Here is a 14296-nt window from a genome sequence, read left to right on the forward strand (position 1 = left end):
TGCAGCGATGGGTTGCGGCGTGCCACGTCCATTTCTTCAGGGGTGGGGGCGGGTGGGCGCGCGGGCACGGTGACCTTACGGCCAAGCTCCTCGAGGGCAAGTTGCTCATAAAAGCCGCGCACACCCGCAATGCTCTCGAGCATGGCGGTGGCCTCTTGCTGCAATTGAGGCGACACTTTTTTGCGGGCCATCAGTGCGCGGGCGTGCCAGTAAACCCACGTGGGGTCTTTGCGCGCCTCGGCGCTCATGGCCGAGATGGCGCTTTCCACCACCGACCACTTGGGCGTGGAGCCTGCACGCAAGGCCGCACGAACTTTCCAGCCCAACATGTCGTCGTTCAAGTCTTTGTCGTGCGCAACGTAGGCAAAGTGGCTGAGCGCGTCGTCATCTAAGCGCATGGCCGATTGGCGTCCAATCACGCCCCACACCCAATGACGCTCTTCGGTGGTGAGATAAGGTTGCCATTTGTTACGCATCAGCTTGTCGGCTTTGTCGGCGTCAATGGTGGCCACTTTGATGAGTGCCATGACCACCAACTCTTGACGCACTTTTTGTGGCGCAGGGATGTGTTTGGCCAAAAACTTTTGCGCATTATTGAAGGCCTCGGGCACCAGTTGGGCCGAATCAGGTGCGACGATTTGCACCGCATTGCGGGCCGTACGTGGACGGTTGTGCTCCACCATCAAGCGGGCTTTGCGCCAAATGTCGAGGGCCGTGAATTGTTTGTTGAAATACAAGCGGTCAGCCGCCAAGGTACAGCCGTCATCGGCTTCTTTCATGCCCATCCAGTTTTTGCGCACTTCATCGGCAATGCTTGGGGTGGCTTGTGGGCCTTTTTCTAAAAGCTCCACCGTTAAAAAATAGCAACGCAGTTCGCGGTCGTCGCGCATGCGGTAATGCGTGTGTTCTTCGCCCAAGGTGCTCCAGTCGCGCCGTTGCCCCAAGAGCAGCAGCCAGTCGTTGCGCAAGCGGTCTTCTTGATAAGTGCCAGGGTAACGGTTGAAAAAAGCGCGCACCTCTTGATGAGAGGCTTCGTCCAAACGGGCCTTGAGTTCCCAATAGGCAGCCCAAGGCTCAAGCGTGTGCCCTTTGGCCTGGGGCAACAAGGCCGTGAGGCGCTTGCGTTCGCCGCGTTTGAAGGCCTGGGCCATGTCGGTGATGACGGCGTCGGCCTGGGTGTTGGCAGACGCTGGCGCGGCGATGCTGGGTGGAACGGAGGCCAAAGTCACAAAGACGCAGGCAAACAATGACACAATGACTCGAAATTTCATGCATTGATTATCTGTGGACAAAAAGACCTTGCGCCGACAGCTCATTGAAGAGCGTTTGAACATGCCCGATCGGCTCGAACGGGCTGATCTGTTGCAACGCGTGATGCGGATTTGGTTGTTCGATCGCCCCGACACGGTGATTGGTGCTTATTGGCCCATTAAAGGCGAGTTTGACCCTTTGCCTGTGCTGCATCGCTGGAAGGAAGACGGTGAGCTGCTAGACCAGCCGCAACGTCGCCGCATTGGTTTGCCCGTGGTGGATAAAGCGCACAAAACACTCACCTTTCACGCTTGGTATCCAGGCTGCCCGATGGAAGAGGATGCGTATGGCATCCCTAAACCCAAAGACACCGAGGTGGTGGTGCCCACTTTGTTGTTTGTGCCCTGCGTGGGCTATGGGCCGGGTGGCTATCGTTTGGGCTATGGCGGTGGTTTTTATGACCGCACCTTAGCCACTTTGCAGCCCAAGCCCTTGACCGCAGGTTTGGGCTTTACCCATGGGTTTTTGCCAGACTTGATGCCAGAGCCGCACGACATGCCGCTGGATGCGCTGCTCAATGACAACGGCGTGGTGTGGCCGATGGGCTAGCGCCCTACCTCGGGGCCATCAAGGCTTTGAGATCACGCTCATAGCCACGCAGCGCCTCTACCAAGCGTTGACGCTGGGCCGGCGTGGTGCTGTTGTGAAACTTGGCAAAGCCCTCGCAGTTTTCGTTCCACAGGGCGCGGTTGTAGAGGCGGTAACGCTCGTTCGGTGAGTTCAAGGTGCGTTCGGTCAAGCCGCGCAGCAAAGCTGGCGCTGGGGCACTGCCTTCTTGCGTCATGCGCTGGAAAGTCTGCAGGCTGTCGGCTTGGCGGCGTTCGCGTTCGGCATAACTCAGCGCAGGGTCAAAACTGGACTCGCTCAACCACATGTGCAGCGCATCGCGTTGGGGCTTGTCGAGGCGACCATAAAAATCTTCCAAACGATTGGTGGCTTGTTTGGTGCGATAGCGCAGACGTTCCTCGACACTGGGCTCAAGCCAGTCTTCTCGCCAAGTTTTGTTGGTCTTGTCAAAGCGTTGTCGGATGCTGCGCAGTTGCTCGGGCTTGAGCTGCGAGGCCAGTTTGGCGTTGGCGGGTTCGACATAACGCAGCAGGGTGACAAAGCTGGTTTTCATCTCCTCGGTCACCGCGCACACTTGTGCAGGTGTGATTTCTTGGGGCATCAGGGTCTGCAGGCGTTTGAGCAGGGCGACGTATTCGGGCAGTTGCTGTTGGCGGTGCCAGCGCTGCAAATCGACCAAGGCCTCGCGGGTGAATTGCTTTTGGTGGTCTTGAAGGTCGGCATAGCTGTCGAGCCACCAATACATCACGTCGTCGCTGTTGTTGTACGCCACTTTGATGGTGCTGCACGCGCTCAAACCCACCAGCGCCGCCAGCGCAAGGCAAACAGAGGCATGGCGGATAATTCTGCGCAAGATAAGGATAAATGACATGAAGGCTTTGGATGTGGTGATCATGGCTGCTGGCAAAGGCACCCGAATGAAGAGCAGTATCCCAAAAGTGCTGCACCAGCTCGCGGGTAAGGCCTTGGTGCAACATGTGATTGACACGGCACGCACCTTGAAGGCGCGGCACACCATCGTCATCACAGGGCACGGTGCCGAGCTGGTTGAGCCGGCGCTGGCTTCGGCCAATGCCGCCGACCACTTGCAATTCGCCCGTCAAATGCCCCAGCTCGGCACAGGGCACGCGGTGCAGCAAGCCGTGCCGTTGTTGGCCGACGACGGCGTGGTGGTGGTGCTCTCAGGCGATGTGCCTTTGACGCAAGCCGACACGCTGCAAGCCTTGCTGGCGCTGTGCGATGGCCAACAACTCGCGGTGTTGACGATTGAGTTTGACGACCCCACCGGCTATGGCCGCATAGTCCGCAGCCCCAGCGGCCAAGTGCACGCCATCGTCGAACACAAAGACGCCAACGACGAGCAATTGGCCATACCCGAGGTTTACAGCGGCATCATGGCGGTGCCCGCCAAGTTGCTCAAACCTTGGCTGGCGCGCCTGGACAACCACAATGCCCAAAACGAGTTTTATTTGACCGACGTGGTGAAGTTTGCCCAGGCCGACGGTGTGCCCGTGGTGGCCCACAAAATCAACGATGCCGCGCAAGTCGCGGGCGTCAACAGCCCCACCCAACTGGCCGAGCTTGAGCGTGCGTTTCAGCTGCGCCAAGCCCAGACCTTCATGGCCGACGGCGTGCGCATCATCGACCCCGCACGTTTTGATGTGCGCGGGCATTTGACTTGTGCGCAAGACGTTGAAATTGATGTGAACTGCATCTTCCAAGGCAACGTGTCACTCGGCCAAGGCGTGAAGATTGGCGCCAACTGCGTGATTGCTAACTGCACCATTGAAGCTGGCGCGGTGATTCACCCGTTTACCCACATCGACGGCGAACTATTGGGCGTCACCGTGGGCCAAGACGCGCGCATTGGCCCCTTCGCCCGTTTGCGCCCTGGCGCACAACTGGCGGCCGAGGTGCACATTGGTAACTTTGTGGAAGTCAAAAACGCCACTTTGGCCAAAGGCGCCAAAGCCAATCACTTGGCCTACTTGGGGGACGCCACCGTGGGCGAGCGCGTCAACTTTGGCGCAGGCAGCATCACCGCCAACTACGACGGCGCCAACAAACACCGCACCGTCATCGAAGCCGATGTGCATGTGGGCAGCAACTGCGTGTTGGTGGCCCCTGTCACCCTGGGCGCAGGCGGCACGGTGGGCGGCGGCTCCACCATCACCAAGAGCACCGATCCCGGTGCTTTGAGCGTGGCGCGGGGCAAGCAGGTGAGCATGGCCAATTACAAGCGGCCAGATAAAACTCCGAAATAGTCTATTGGTTCGACCGAGTCGTTCGATTCGTGCTAAATTTGGCCCATGCAAACCTTTTCTGCCAACGAAGCAAAAACTCAATTCGGTCAATTCATTGACTTGGCCCAGCGCGAGCCCGTGCGTGTCATGCGCCGTGATCGGGTGGTGGGGGTGATGGTCTCGGCCCAAGACTACGAAGCGATGCGCGAGTTTTACGCCAATCGCTTGCAGCACACCCTGCAAGACACTGCCGTGCAAGCCGAAAAAGCGGGCATGACCCCCGAGCTGCTAGAAGATTTGCTACGTGACGAGTCTTAAGCTGGTCATCGACACCAACGTGTTGATCAGTGCGGCCTTGTCCACACAAGGCGCACCTGCAAAGCTTGTCCAATGCGCTTTGGCGCAGCACCGCTTGGTTTTTTCGCAAGCCACGTTCGATGAGTTGCGCACACGTCTTTACCGCCCCAAATTCGACCGTTTCATTGCCTTGGAGTCACGCGAGCGCTTGTTGCATGACTTCAATGCATGTGCGCACTGGGTCGAGATCGGTGTACCCGGCTTGTATTGCCGCGACCGAGATGACGATCAAATGGTTGAAGCCGCCCTCCAAGCCAGCGCAGCTGCTTTGATCAGTGGTGACAAAGACCTGCTGGATATGGCACCGATTCCTGGCTTGCAAGTTCTCTCGCCCCAGCAAGCCTTGGTATTTTTAGGCGCTTAAGTTCTTTGAGTTCGCAGCGGCCACGTGCTGCTGAACTTGGCCCGCTTGACGCTGAAAAACGCTTTCACGTTGCGCACATTGGCGTCTTGCGTGAACAGCCGTTGCGTCAGCGCCAGGTAGCTCGGCATGTCGGCGGTTTGCAGCACCAGCATGAAGTCGGGGCCCGGTGACACGCGCCAACACTGTTGCACCGCGTCTTCGGCCACGGCGCGTTGCTCAAACGCATCCATGTGTTCGCTCCCCTGCCGGTCCAGCGTCACTTCCACCAGCGCACTCAAGGCCGGTCCCTGTGCTGCACTCAAGCGGTCGGCGTTGAGCACGGCCACTTGGCGCTCTATCCAGCCCGCTTGCTGCAAACGCTTGACGCGGCGCAAACACGTGGGTGGCGACACCTTGACCCGTTCGGCCAGCGCCACATTGCTCAGGCTGGCGTCGTGTTGGAGCAAGTCCAAAAGTTGCAAATCAATATTGTCAATTTCTTCCATAGGTTGAATATTAAAGAAATTTAATTTCAATATCAACGAGTCGTGAAATTTAAATCCGTATAAATGAAAAAATAGTAGAGAAATTTCTTTCTGTACGGCCTACGATGCGCAGAAACGTCATTCAGGAGTGCAAAACATGTGCGGCATCGTCGGAGCAGTTTCATCGCGCAACATCGTCCCCATCCTCGTTCAAGGCTTGCAACGCTTGGAATACCGGGGCTACGACTCGTGTGGTGTGGCCGTGCACGCCGCCAGTTTGGGCGGCAAGCAGGGGGGCTTGCAGCGTGCGCGAAGCACCGCCCGCGTGTCTGAACTCATGACCCAAGTGGCGGTTGACCACATCGAGGGCGGCACCGGCATTGCCCACACCCGCTGGGCCACCCATGGCGTGCCAGCGGTGCACAACGCCCACCCCCACTTCAGCCACGGGCCGGGCGCCGATGCCGACCAACGCCCCGGCCGTGTGGCCTTGGTGCACAACGGCATCATCGAAAACCACGACGAACTGCGTGCCGAGCTGCAAGCCAAGGGCTATGTGTTTCACAGCCAGACCGACACCGAAGTCATTGCCCACTTGGTGGACAGCCTCTACAACGGCGACATTTTTGAAGCCGTCAAAGCCGCTTTGGCGCATTTGACGGGGGCTTATGCGATTGCCGTCTTCCACAAAGACGAGCCACACCGCGTGATTGGGGCGCGTGCTGGGTCGCCTTTGATCTTGGGCGTGGGCCAAGACGGTGCCGAAACCTTTTTGGCCAGCGACGCCATGGCCTTGGCGGGCGTGACCGACCAAATTGTGTACCTCGAAGAGGGCGATTTGGTTGACCTGCAACTGGGCAAGTACTGGGTGTTTGACAAGGCGCGCCAGCCCGTGACCCGTGGGGTCAAAACCGTGCACGCCCACAGCGGCGCGGCCGAGTTGGGGCCATACCGCCACTACATGCAAAAAGAAATTTTTGAGCAACCCCGCGCCATTGCCGACACGCTGGAAGGCGTGGAAGGCATCGTGCCTGAGCTGTTTGGCGACGGCGCGTACTCGGTGTTCAAAGCCATCGACAACGTGTTGATCTTGGCCTGCGGCACCAGCTACTACAGCGGTTGTGTGGCCAAGTACTGGATCGAAGCCATCGCCAAAGTGCCGTGTCAGGTGGAAATTGCCAGCGAATACCGTTACCGTGAATCGGTGCCCAACCCCAAGACCTTGGTGGTCACCATCACCCAGTCGGGTGAAACTGCCGACACGCTGGCCGCGCTGCGCCACGCGCAAAGCTTGGGGCTGGCACACACCCTCACCATTTGCAACGTGGCCACGTCGGCCATGGTGCGTGAATGCAAGTTGGCCTACGTCACCCGCGCAGGGGCTGAAATTGGTGTGGCCTCTACCAAGGCCTTCACCACCCAACTGGCAGGTTTGTTTTTGCTCACTTTGGCCTTGGCGCAAACCAAGGGCCATTTGACGGACGCGCAAGAAGCCGAACACCTCAAGGCCATGCGCCACTTGCCTGCCGCCTTGCAGGCCGTGCTGAACCTAGAACCGCAGCTCATCGCGTGGGCACAAGACTTTGCGTCCAAAGAAAACGCCTTGTTCTTGGGCCGTGGCACGCATTACCCCATCGCCCTGGAAGGCGCGCTCAAGCTCAAAGAAATCACCTACATCCATGCCGAGGCCTACGCCGCCGGTGAACTCAAACACGGCCCCTTGGCCTTGGTGACCAGTGCCATGCCCGTGGTCACCGTGGCCCCCAACGATGCCCTGCTGGAAAAACTCAAAAGCAATATGCAAGAGGTGCGCGCGCGCGGTGGCGTGTTGTATGTGCTGGCCGACGGCGACACCCAAATTCAAAGCAGCGAAGGCGTGCACGTCATCCGCATGCCCGAGCACTACGGTGTGCTCTCGCCCATCTTGCACGTGGTGCCGCTGCAACTGCTGGCCTACCACACGGCGTGTGCGCGGGGCACGGATGTCGACAAGCCGCGTAACTTGGCCAAGAGCGTGACGGTGGAGTAACCCCCGTTCGGAGTCAGCCCAAGATACTGTCAAATTTGTAATAAGATATAAACTTCTAGAGATTAGAAGTTTATCTGTCAGGCATCCGGATCGCTGCACTTTGCGTTCTTCCGATGCTGAAAGCTTTCGCAAAGCGCGAGCTGGCCTAGATATTCAACCCAAAGAATTCAGGCATGAAATCAGGCGACCTCACCAGCTTACCCTTCACCCACAAGTTGGGTCTCGTGGCCATCAGTGGGGCACTCTATTGGGGCTCGTTTGAGCTCAACAGGCTCTTGTTTGACGATTTGCTGTTTCTACACCGGGTGCATTGGATTTACATCCCAGCTGGCATACGGTTTATTTTGGTCTTGTTGTTTTTTGAAGTGGGCGCCGTGGGCATCTTTATGGGGGCGATGTGGATTAATTACTTCTACTACTTCAACGGCGACCACCTGTTTGCCATCGGCACCAGTGTGTTGGCTGCCGCAAGCCCCTTGTTGGCGCGCTACTTGTCGGTGCGGTGGCTCAAGATGGACCTGAACATGAAGGGTCTGACCAATGGCATGCTGCTGAAAATGTCTTTGCTGTTTGCCATCCTCAGTTCGTGCCTGATCCAGTGGTGGTTTTATTGGAATGGCAAAACAGACACTTTCTTATTGGCGGCATCGGTGATGGCAATCGGCAAATGGCTGGGAACCGTGTTGGTCTTGGCTTTGCTACGAATCTTGTTAAAGTTAGCACCAAATTTGATATCGAGGGACAAACCAATATGAAAAACGTCTACCTGACTTTCTTGAACCTTTGCGAGTTGCTGCAAGATGAAACAGGTGTGATGGCTGGGGTTGATTTGGAATCTAAAAAATTGCTAGAAATCATTGCCCTCAAAAATAGTGCAGGCTCGCCGATGAAAGTCATGGACGCCATGCGACTGGATACCTTGGCCTCGCCAGCGACGATTCATCGCAAACTCACCCAGTTGGTCAAAGCGGGTTTGGTTGAGATGATCCACCAGGGCACCAACCGCCGCAAAAAATTCCTCATCCCAACCCCATTGGCTGAAAAATACTTCCATCAAATTGGTGAAATCATGTTCAAAGCCGTGGGCGCGCATTGAACCATTGGGCGCCAGAGCCTGCAGTGACACATGACAAAAACTTTGCATCACACAACTTCCCCAACGTTGCTCTTGGTTCCCGGACTGATGTGCGATGCCGCCGTCTGGGAGCCTGTGTTGCCGGCCCTGTCTGACCATGCCGATTGCCACATCGTTGACCACGGCGGGGCCGATGATTTGGGACTCATGGCCGATCAACTGTTGGCTAAAGCCCCCCCCACTTTTGCGTTGGCTGGACATTCGATGGGCGGGCGTGTGGCGCTTGAGGTGATGCGTCGTGCCCCGCACCGCGTGACCCACTTGGCCTTGCTTGACACGGGCTACAAAGCCAAAGTTGCCGGCGCAATGGGTGAGGAGGAGGCGCGCAAACGCCAAGCGCTGCTTGACATTGCCCGCACGCAAGGCGTGCGCGCCATGGCGCAGGTGTGGGTCCAAGGCATGGTGGCGCCAGAGCGACTGGCCGATGGCGCGTTGATCGAAACCATCGTGGCCATGCTGGCGCGCAAGTCCGCCGATGTGTTTGCCAAGCAAATCCAAGCCCTGCTCAACCGCCCCGATACCCAAGATGTTCTGGCCAATCTGCGCATTCCCACCTTGGTGGCTTGCGGGGCGCAAGACAGCTGGTCACCCCCTTCGCAACACGAAGAAATTGCCAGCCTCATACCGGCCCGTCCGCAGGTCAAAACCATCCCACACGCAGGGCACATGGCCACCATGGAGCAGCCCCAGGCCTGTGCACAGTTGCTCTTGGACTGGTTGTCGCAGTCTCGTCCCGCAGCAAGCGCCCAATAACCTTCAAATTTGTTTGGTCTTCCTTGACGCCTGCAAAGTCGAGGTCAATAATATTTCTTCAATGAATCAATGTTTCATTAAGGAAACAAATTCGACGCATGCAGGAGATCGGGATGAGCACAGCACAGGCCGCCACGGCTGCCATTGAATTCATCGGTGTCGACAAGCGATTCGGCGTTCCAGGGACGGCCTCTGAAGTCTTGGCAGCCCGCGACGTGTCTTTTGCTGTCGCCCCCGGCGAAGTGGTCTCCATCATTGGCCCTTCGGGCTGCGGCAAGAGCACCTTGCTCAACATGGGCTCAGGTCTAGCCAAACCCAGTGCGGGCATTGTCAAAGTGGCGGGTGACGTGGTCAACGGTCCCAACAAGCATGTGGCCTTCATGTTGCAAAAAGACTTGCTCATGCCGTGGCGCACGATTGCGCAAAACATTGAATTTGGTTTGGAGTTGCGTGGCGTGGATGCGGCGCAGCGCCATGAAGTGTCGGCCCAGTTGCTGGCACAGTGCCATCTGACTGGGTTTGGCAGTCACTATCCACATCAGCTCTCAGGCGGCATGCGCCAACGCGCTGCCATGGCCCGCACCTTGGCGGTCGACCCGCTGGTGCTGTTGATGGACGAGCCGTTTTCGGCACTCGACGCGCAAACCAAAATGATCTTGCAGCAAGACTTGGCGCGCACCGTGTCGCAGCAAGGCAAAACGGTCTTGTTCATCACCCATGACTTGGCCGAGGCGGTGGCGTTGTCCGATCGCATCTTGGTCATGAGCGAGCGCCCGGGCACCATCGTCGAACAAATCACGGTGGACATTCCAGGGCGCGACAACCCCATGCAGCGCCGCAAAGACGACCGGGTGGGTCGCCATGTGGCCATGCTCATGGACATGCTCAAACTTGACGCCAACACCCAAGTTCACTGACCCCTTTTTCAACGCATCTTTCCTCAACCTATAGGAGTTCTTGCATGAGCCATACCTCTCCCTCTTTCTCGGGCCGCCGCCTGGCATTGGCGCTGGCAGCATCGACCGCCATGGCATTGCCGCTGATGGCCAAGGCCCAAGCCCTGCAAGAAATCACTTACCTCTTGCCAGCCCCCAGCACCTTGCCCGCATTTGGCCCCTGGATGATTGCGCAGGCCAAGGGTTACTACGCCGCCGAAGGCCTGGATGTGAAGTTCGTCACGGGTCGGGGTGGTGTGGACGTGGCCAAGCAAGTGGGTGCTGGCAACGCCGTGATTGGTGGCGCCATCGGCGACACGCCCATCATTGCGCGTGCACAAGGCATTCCGGTCAAGGCCGTGGCCGTGTTGGGCGCGGGCTCACTCACGCAGCTGGTCACGCACAAAGACGAAAAAATTGAAAGCCCACGCGAGCTCAAGGGCAAGACCGTGACTGTGTTGGCCTACACCGACACCACCTACTACGCGCTGCTGGGCATGCTCAGCAAGGTGGGGCTGACCAAGAACGATGTCAACATTCAAGCGGCTGGCCCTGCCGGTGTGTGGCAACAGTTCGCCGCCAAAAAAGCCGTGGGCATGGCCGGTGTGCCTGACTGGACTGTGAGCTCTCTTGAAGCAGGTGCCCAGGTCGACATCTTGCCTGCCGATGTGTATTTCAAGAGCATGGCCCAAGCCATCTTGGCGTCTGACGAGACGATCCAAAAGAACCCGCAACTCATTCAAAAACTGGTGCGCGCCACGATCAAGGGCATGAAAGACATCATGGCCGACCCCAAGGCCGCCACGGCGGTGTACGTGGCCCATGTGCCTGCACACAAGGGCAAAGAAGCTTCAATCCTCAAAGCGTTTGAGATGTACAACCAATACGTGTACGCCAAACAAAAAGTGCCCGGTCAAATGGACGAGGAGCGTTTGAACGAGTTGCAAAAGTTTTATGTCGACAACGGTGTGGTGCCCAAAGCCACGCCTTTGAAAGACCTCTACACCAACCAGTTCGTGGCTGGAAAGTAAGCCTTCATGAGCGCCCAACGCGACCGCCTTGTCACCACCAGTCTGAGCTTGGTGGTTTTGGTTTTGTTTCTTGCCGCTTGGGAGTGGGGGCCAGGTGGCTTGGGTGTGCCCGAATTCGTGCTGCCGCGGTTCAGTGCCGTGTGCACGGAGGCCGCGCGCATATGGGGCGCAGAGCAATTGCTTTGGCACGCGGGGATCACCGCGGCTGAAGTGGTGATTGGCTTCGTGCTGGGCTCGCTCATGGGGGCCTTGATCGGCTATGCCCTTGGGCTCTCGCCGCGTGTCGAGGCTGTGCTGTCACCCTACTTGTTGGCCTTGCAAATCGCGCCCAAAGTCGCCTTTGCCCCGCTGTTTGTGATGTGGTTGGGCTACACCATGTACCCCAAAATTTTGGTGGCTGTGCTGATTGTGTTTTTTCCCGTTCTCATCAACGTCTTGTCGGCCATGCGCACCATGGACTACGACATGATCAACTTGGCGCGTTCCTTCTCGGCCACCCGCTTGCAAGTGTTTCGCATGGTCGAGTACCCCACCACCATGCCCGCTTTGTTCTCTGGCTTGCGCATCGCCAGTACCTTGGCCGTCATTGGCGTGGTGGTGGGCGAATTGGTGGGCGGCAACATGGGCCTGGGTTATTTGTTGGTCTTCTTTGAAGGCCAAGGCAACACGGCGGGCGTGTTCGTCATCATCGGTGCATTGACCGTCATTGGCATCGTGGCGTACTACGCCGTGGTGTTGACCGAGCGCCGCGTGTTGCACTACTTGCCCAGCGCAGAAAGACGCACCGCATGAGCGCGCAGCCCCCAGAAATTTTGCTCACTGGCCGCCGCGTTCTGGTGACGGGCAGTGCCCGTGGTTTGGGCGAGGCCTTTGTGCGCGCCTTGGTGCACGCCGGTGCCCGTGTGGTCATCAGCGATGTGCTGCATGAGCGTGGTCGCGCCTTGGCCGCCGAGTTGGGCGACGCCACCCACTACGTGCCCATGGACATGTCCGACCCCGCCGCGGTGACAGCCGGCGTCCACGCCGCCGCAGCCCATTGGGGGGGCTTGGACGGCTTGGTCAACAACGCGGCCATCACCAACTCGGGTGGCAAAAACATGGACGAACTCAGCGTCGACACCTGGGACCAGGTGATGGCCGTCAACGTGCGGGGTCCGTGGCTGGCCACCGTGGCGGCCACGCCGCATCTGGCCGCCAGTGGCAGTGGCCGTGTGGTCAACCTCGCGTCGGACACCGCTTTGTGGGGTGCCCCGCGCCTGATGGCCTATGTGTCCAGCAAAGGCGCGGTGATGGCCATGACGCGCTCCATGGCGCGCGAACTTGGGGCTCAAGGCATCACCGTGAATGCGGTGGCTCCCGGCCTGACCTTGGTGGAAGCCACCGAGTACGTGCCCGAAGCACGCCACCAGTACTACGCCCAAGGTCGCGCCATCACGCGCGCCCAAGTGCCCGACGACGTGACCGCCAGCGTGCTGTTTTTGCTATCGCACAGCAGCGGCTATGTGACAGGGCAAGTCTTGCCCGTCAATGGCGGCTTTGTGATGAATTAACCCTGATCTCTCAAGAGGACGCTCCCATGACCACCACCCCAGCCGCCAACCAACCCGTGTTCAACGAACGCGGTTTGATGGATGCCAATATTCCGCCCGAAGCTGACATACAGCGCAGCTTGATGCCAGCCCCTGGCCAAGACTTTGGCGTATGGCTGGAGTCGCGCGTGGCGCGCTTTGCCACGCGTTGCTATGACTGGGACGCTTTGGCATTCCAGGCCAAGGTAGACCCGCGTTACCGCCGCGCCCAAATGCGCTACATGGGCACCGGTGCCACCGGCGTGGCCAGTGACAACAACACCGTGCCCTCGGCCCACTTCACCTTCTCGACCATGGTCATCCCCGCCGGTGGCATTGGCCCCTCACACATCCACTACGACGTGGAAGAGGTGTTCTTTGTGCTGCGCGGCAAGATGAAAATCGTGTGCGAAAAAGACGGCCAGCGCTGGGAGTCCGTGTTGCACGAGCGTGACCTGATTTCTGTGCCTCCAGGTGTGTACCGCGAAGAGGTCAACATCGGCGACGAAGACGCGCTCATGTGCGTCATGCTGGGCACCCCCAAGCCCATCACGCCCACCTACCCGCCCGAGCACCCACTCTCCAAAGTCAAGCGCTGAAACGCGTCCTCATGACGGCCTCCTCTGATCTTCAGCATCGCTTGCAAGCCCACGCCTTGCAGCAAATCGACACCGCCTTGGGCACGGTGCAGTACCGCCATGCCGGTGCGCCTGTGCCGCAGACCACGCATGTGTTGCTGCACGGCATTGGCTCGGGTTCGGGCAGTTGGTTGATGCAGTTTGAAACAGCGACAAAGTCCCCGCTTCATCTTGCGGCAGACGCCAAGTCGGAGGGTTTGGCCGCTGTGCCGTCGCCAGCCTTCGGTGTGCTGGCCTGGGAAGCCCCAGGCTACGGCGCTTCCACACCCGTTGCTCCGGCTGAGCCCTTGCCCCGTGACTACGCCGAGCGCCTATGGGCTTGGTTGGATGCCTTGGGCGTCACCCACCCCATCACCTTGGTGGGCCATTCCTTGGGCGCTTTGATGGCCGCCAGCGCCGCCGCCGCGCAGCCCGCGCGCGTGTCGCGCTTGGTGTTGCTGGCCCCTGCACAAGGCTATGGCCTGGCTGACGCTGCGCTGCGCACGCAAAAACGCGACGACCGTTTGCGCGCACTGCACACCCTGGGCCCGCAAGGCATGGCCAGTAAACGGGGCGTTGCCATGTTGTCTCCTCATGCCAGTGCTGAGCAACTGGCCTTGGTGCAACACATCATGGCCCAGGTGCATCCAGCGGGCTACACCCAGGCCACCCACATGCTGTCGCAGGGTGATGTCGCCACCGACTTGCGGCACAGCACCGTGGCCTTGACCATCGCCAGCGGCCGTGCCGATGGCATCACCCCCATGGCGGGCTGCCAAGACTTGGCGGCGCGCTTGGGTGTGCCTTGGCATGACCTGGGCGATGTGGGGCATGCCTGCGCGCTCGAAGGCGCTGACGCGGTCAACGCTGTACTGGGTCTTGCCCCCACCACGCCATGACCTCCAAGCCATGAATGCCGCAC

At 59.0% G+C, this 14296-nt stretch carries 16 protein-coding genes and 1 pseudogene; 14 read left to right on the forward strand and 3 right to left on the reverse strand.

What is annotated here, in order from left to right:
- Window positions 1–1271, reverse strand: a pseudogene (locus ACKWJN_RS11410) (lytic transglycosylase domain-containing protein); the annotation flags it as partial.
- Between the two features lie 13 nt (window positions 1272–1284).
- Here ACKWJN_RS11410 and ACKWJN_RS11415 point away from each other — a divergent pair.
- Complete coding sequence (locus ACKWJN_RS11415) at window positions 1285–1860, forward strand: 5-formyltetrahydrofolate cyclo-ligase (RefSeq protein ID WP_408597001.1); 576 nt, start codon at window positions 1285–1287, stop codon at window positions 1858–1860.
- Between the two features lie 4 nt (window positions 1861–1864).
- On the opposite strand, the gene ACKWJN_RS11420 is transcribed toward ACKWJN_RS11415, so the two are convergent.
- Window positions 1865–2749 carry a DUF6279 family lipoprotein gene (locus ACKWJN_RS11420; protein WP_408597003.1) on the reverse strand — a complete coding sequence of 295 codons (885 nt, stop codon included), beginning with the start codon at window positions 2747–2749 and terminating at the stop codon, window positions 1865–1867.
- Between ACKWJN_RS11420 and glmU the strand changes: the two genes are divergently transcribed.
- From glmU to ACKWJN_RS11435, 3 genes are read left to right on the forward strand one after another with little or no spacing between them, the layout of a single operon-like run.
- Complete coding sequence (gene glmU, locus ACKWJN_RS11425) at window positions 2748–4142, forward strand: bifunctional UDP-N-acetylglucosamine diphosphorylase/glucosamine-1-phosphate N-acetyltransferase GlmU (protein WP_408597005.1); 1395 nt, start codon at window positions 2748–2750, stop codon at window positions 4140–4142. The genes ACKWJN_RS11420 and glmU overlap by 2 nt on opposite strands.
- A gap of 45 nt (window positions 4143–4187) precedes the next feature.
- On the forward strand, window positions 4188–4439 hold the full coding sequence (locus ACKWJN_RS11430; protein WP_408597007.1) for a type II toxin-antitoxin system Phd/YefM family antitoxin: 252 nt from the start codon (window positions 4188–4190) through the stop codon (window positions 4437–4439).
- The gene (locus ACKWJN_RS11435) at window positions 4426–4842 is read left to right on the forward strand and encodes a putative toxin-antitoxin system toxin component, PIN family (protein WP_408597009.1); all 417 of its coding nucleotides are present in this window, start codon (window positions 4426–4428) and stop codon (window positions 4840–4842) included. Before ACKWJN_RS11430 ends, ACKWJN_RS11435 begins: the two co-directional genes overlap by 14 nt.
- Here ACKWJN_RS11435 and ACKWJN_RS11440 read toward each other — a convergent pair.
- On the reverse strand, window positions 4839–5327 hold the full coding sequence (locus ACKWJN_RS11440) for an Lrp/AsnC family transcriptional regulator (RefSeq protein ID WP_408597011.1): 489 nt from the start codon (window positions 5325–5327) through the stop codon (window positions 4839–4841). The two genes, ACKWJN_RS11435 and ACKWJN_RS11440, sit on opposite strands and share 4 nt — an antisense overlap.
- A 136-nt stretch (window positions 5328–5463) precedes the next feature.
- Here ACKWJN_RS11440 and glmS point away from each other — a divergent pair, with 136 nt between their 5' ends.
- The 10 genes from glmS to ACKWJN_RS11490 all read left to right on the forward strand — a co-directional run bounded on the left by glmS (window position 5464) and on the right by ACKWJN_RS11490 (window position 14273).
- Window positions 5464–7335 (forward strand): glutamine--fructose-6-phosphate transaminase (isomerizing), encoded by a 1872-nt coding sequence (gene glmS, locus ACKWJN_RS11445; protein WP_408597013.1) that lies wholly within the window; start codon window positions 5464–5466, stop codon window positions 7333–7335.
- Window positions 7336–7610: 275 nt separating this feature from the next.
- Window positions 7611–8090 carry a hypothetical protein gene (locus ACKWJN_RS11450; protein ID WP_408597015.1) on the forward strand — a complete coding sequence of 160 codons (480 nt, stop codon included), beginning with the start codon at window positions 7611–7613 and terminating at the stop codon, window positions 8088–8090.
- Window positions 8087–8431 (forward strand): hypothetical protein, encoded by a 345-nt coding sequence (locus tag ACKWJN_RS11455; RefSeq protein ID WP_408597016.1) that lies wholly within the window; start codon window positions 8087–8089, stop codon window positions 8429–8431. The genes ACKWJN_RS11450 and ACKWJN_RS11455 overlap by 4 nt, the downstream gene beginning before the upstream one ends.
- Window positions 8432–8461: 30 nt before the next feature.
- On the forward strand, window positions 8462–9223 hold the full coding sequence (locus tag ACKWJN_RS11460; RefSeq protein ID WP_408597018.1) for an alpha/beta fold hydrolase: 762 nt from the start codon (window positions 8462–8464) through the stop codon (window positions 9221–9223).
- 113 nt (window positions 9224–9336) lie between these two features.
- Window positions 9337–10140 (forward strand): ABC transporter ATP-binding protein, encoded by an 804-nt coding sequence (locus ACKWJN_RS11465; RefSeq protein WP_408597020.1) that lies wholly within the window; start codon window positions 9337–9339, stop codon window positions 10138–10140.
- A gap of 44 nt (window positions 10141–10184) precedes the next feature.
- On the forward strand, window positions 10185–11189 hold the full coding sequence (locus ACKWJN_RS11470; protein WP_408597022.1) for an ABC transporter substrate-binding protein: 1005 nt from the start codon (window positions 10185–10187) through the stop codon (window positions 11187–11189).
- A 6-nt stretch (window positions 11190–11195) separates the two neighbouring features.
- On the forward strand, window positions 11196–11981 hold the full coding sequence (locus tag ACKWJN_RS11475) for an ABC transporter permease (RefSeq protein ID WP_408597024.1): 786 nt from the start codon (window positions 11196–11198) through the stop codon (window positions 11979–11981).
- Complete coding sequence (locus ACKWJN_RS11480; protein WP_408597025.1) at window positions 11978–12739, forward strand: SDR family oxidoreductase; 762 nt, start codon at window positions 11978–11980, stop codon at window positions 12737–12739. Before ACKWJN_RS11475 ends, ACKWJN_RS11480 begins: the two co-directional genes overlap by 4 nt.
- A gap of 122 nt (window positions 12740–12861) precedes the next feature.
- Window positions 12862–13356 carry a cupin domain-containing protein gene (locus ACKWJN_RS11485; protein WP_408597059.1) on the forward strand — a complete coding sequence of 165 codons (495 nt, stop codon included), beginning with the start codon at window positions 12862–12864 and terminating at the stop codon, window positions 13354–13356.
- Window positions 13357–13367: 11 nt separating this feature from the next.
- Window positions 13368–14273, forward strand: coding sequence for an alpha/beta fold hydrolase (locus tag ACKWJN_RS11490; RefSeq protein WP_408597027.1), 906 nt, complete (start codon window positions 13368–13370; stop codon window positions 14271–14273).
- Window positions 14274–14296 lie beyond the last annotated feature (23 nt).

This window comes from Limnohabitans sp. (assembly GCF_046052825.1).
GTDB lineage: Bacteria > Pseudomonadota > Gammaproteobacteria > Burkholderiales > Burkholderiaceae_C > Limnohabitans.

Excerpts from the sequence above, each read along its gene's own strand:
- glmU (WP_408597005.1), top strand. The coding sequence starts at position 2,748 with ATGAAGGCTTTGGATGTGGTGATCATGGCTGCTGGCAAAGGCACCCGA.
- ACKWJN_RS11420 (WP_408597003.1), bottom strand. The coding sequence starts at position 2,749 with ATGTCATTTATCCTTATCTTGCGCAGAATTATCCGCCATGCCTCTGTT.
- ACKWJN_RS11430 (WP_408597007.1), top strand. The coding sequence starts at position 4,188 with ATGCAAACCTTTTCTGCCAACGAAGCAAAAACTCAATTCGGTCAATTC.
- ACKWJN_RS11440 (WP_408597011.1), bottom strand. The coding sequence starts at position 5,327 with ATGGAAGAAATTGACAATATTGATTTGCAACTTTTGGACTTGCTCCAA.
- glmS (WP_408597013.1), top strand. The coding sequence starts at position 5,464 with ATGTGCGGCATCGTCGGAGCAGTTTCATCGCGCAACATCGTCCCCATC.
- ACKWJN_RS11455 (WP_408597016.1), top strand. The coding sequence starts at position 8,087 with ATGAAAAACGTCTACCTGACTTTCTTGAACCTTTGCGAGTTGCTGCAA.
- ACKWJN_RS11460 (WP_408597018.1), top strand. The coding sequence starts at position 8,462 with ATGACAAAAACTTTGCATCACACAACTTCCCCAACGTTGCTCTTGGTT.
- ACKWJN_RS11465 (WP_408597020.1), top strand. The coding sequence starts at position 9,337 with ATGAGCACAGCACAGGCCGCCACGGCTGCCATTGAATTCATCGGTGTC.
- ACKWJN_RS11470 (WP_408597022.1), top strand. The coding sequence starts at position 10,185 with ATGAGCCATACCTCTCCCTCTTTCTCGGGCCGCCGCCTGGCATTGGCG.
- ACKWJN_RS11475 (WP_408597024.1), top strand. The coding sequence starts at position 11,196 with ATGAGCGCCCAACGCGACCGCCTTGTCACCACCAGTCTGAGCTTGGTG.
- ACKWJN_RS11480 (WP_408597025.1), top strand. The coding sequence starts at position 11,978 with ATGAGCGCGCAGCCCCCAGAAATTTTGCTCACTGGCCGCCGCGTTCTG.
- ACKWJN_RS11485 (WP_408597059.1), top strand. The coding sequence starts at position 12,862 with ATGCCAGCCCCTGGCCAAGACTTTGGCGTATGGCTGGAGTCGCGCGTG.
- ACKWJN_RS11490 (WP_408597027.1), top strand. The coding sequence starts at position 13,368 with ATGACGGCCTCCTCTGATCTTCAGCATCGCTTGCAAGCCCACGCCTTG.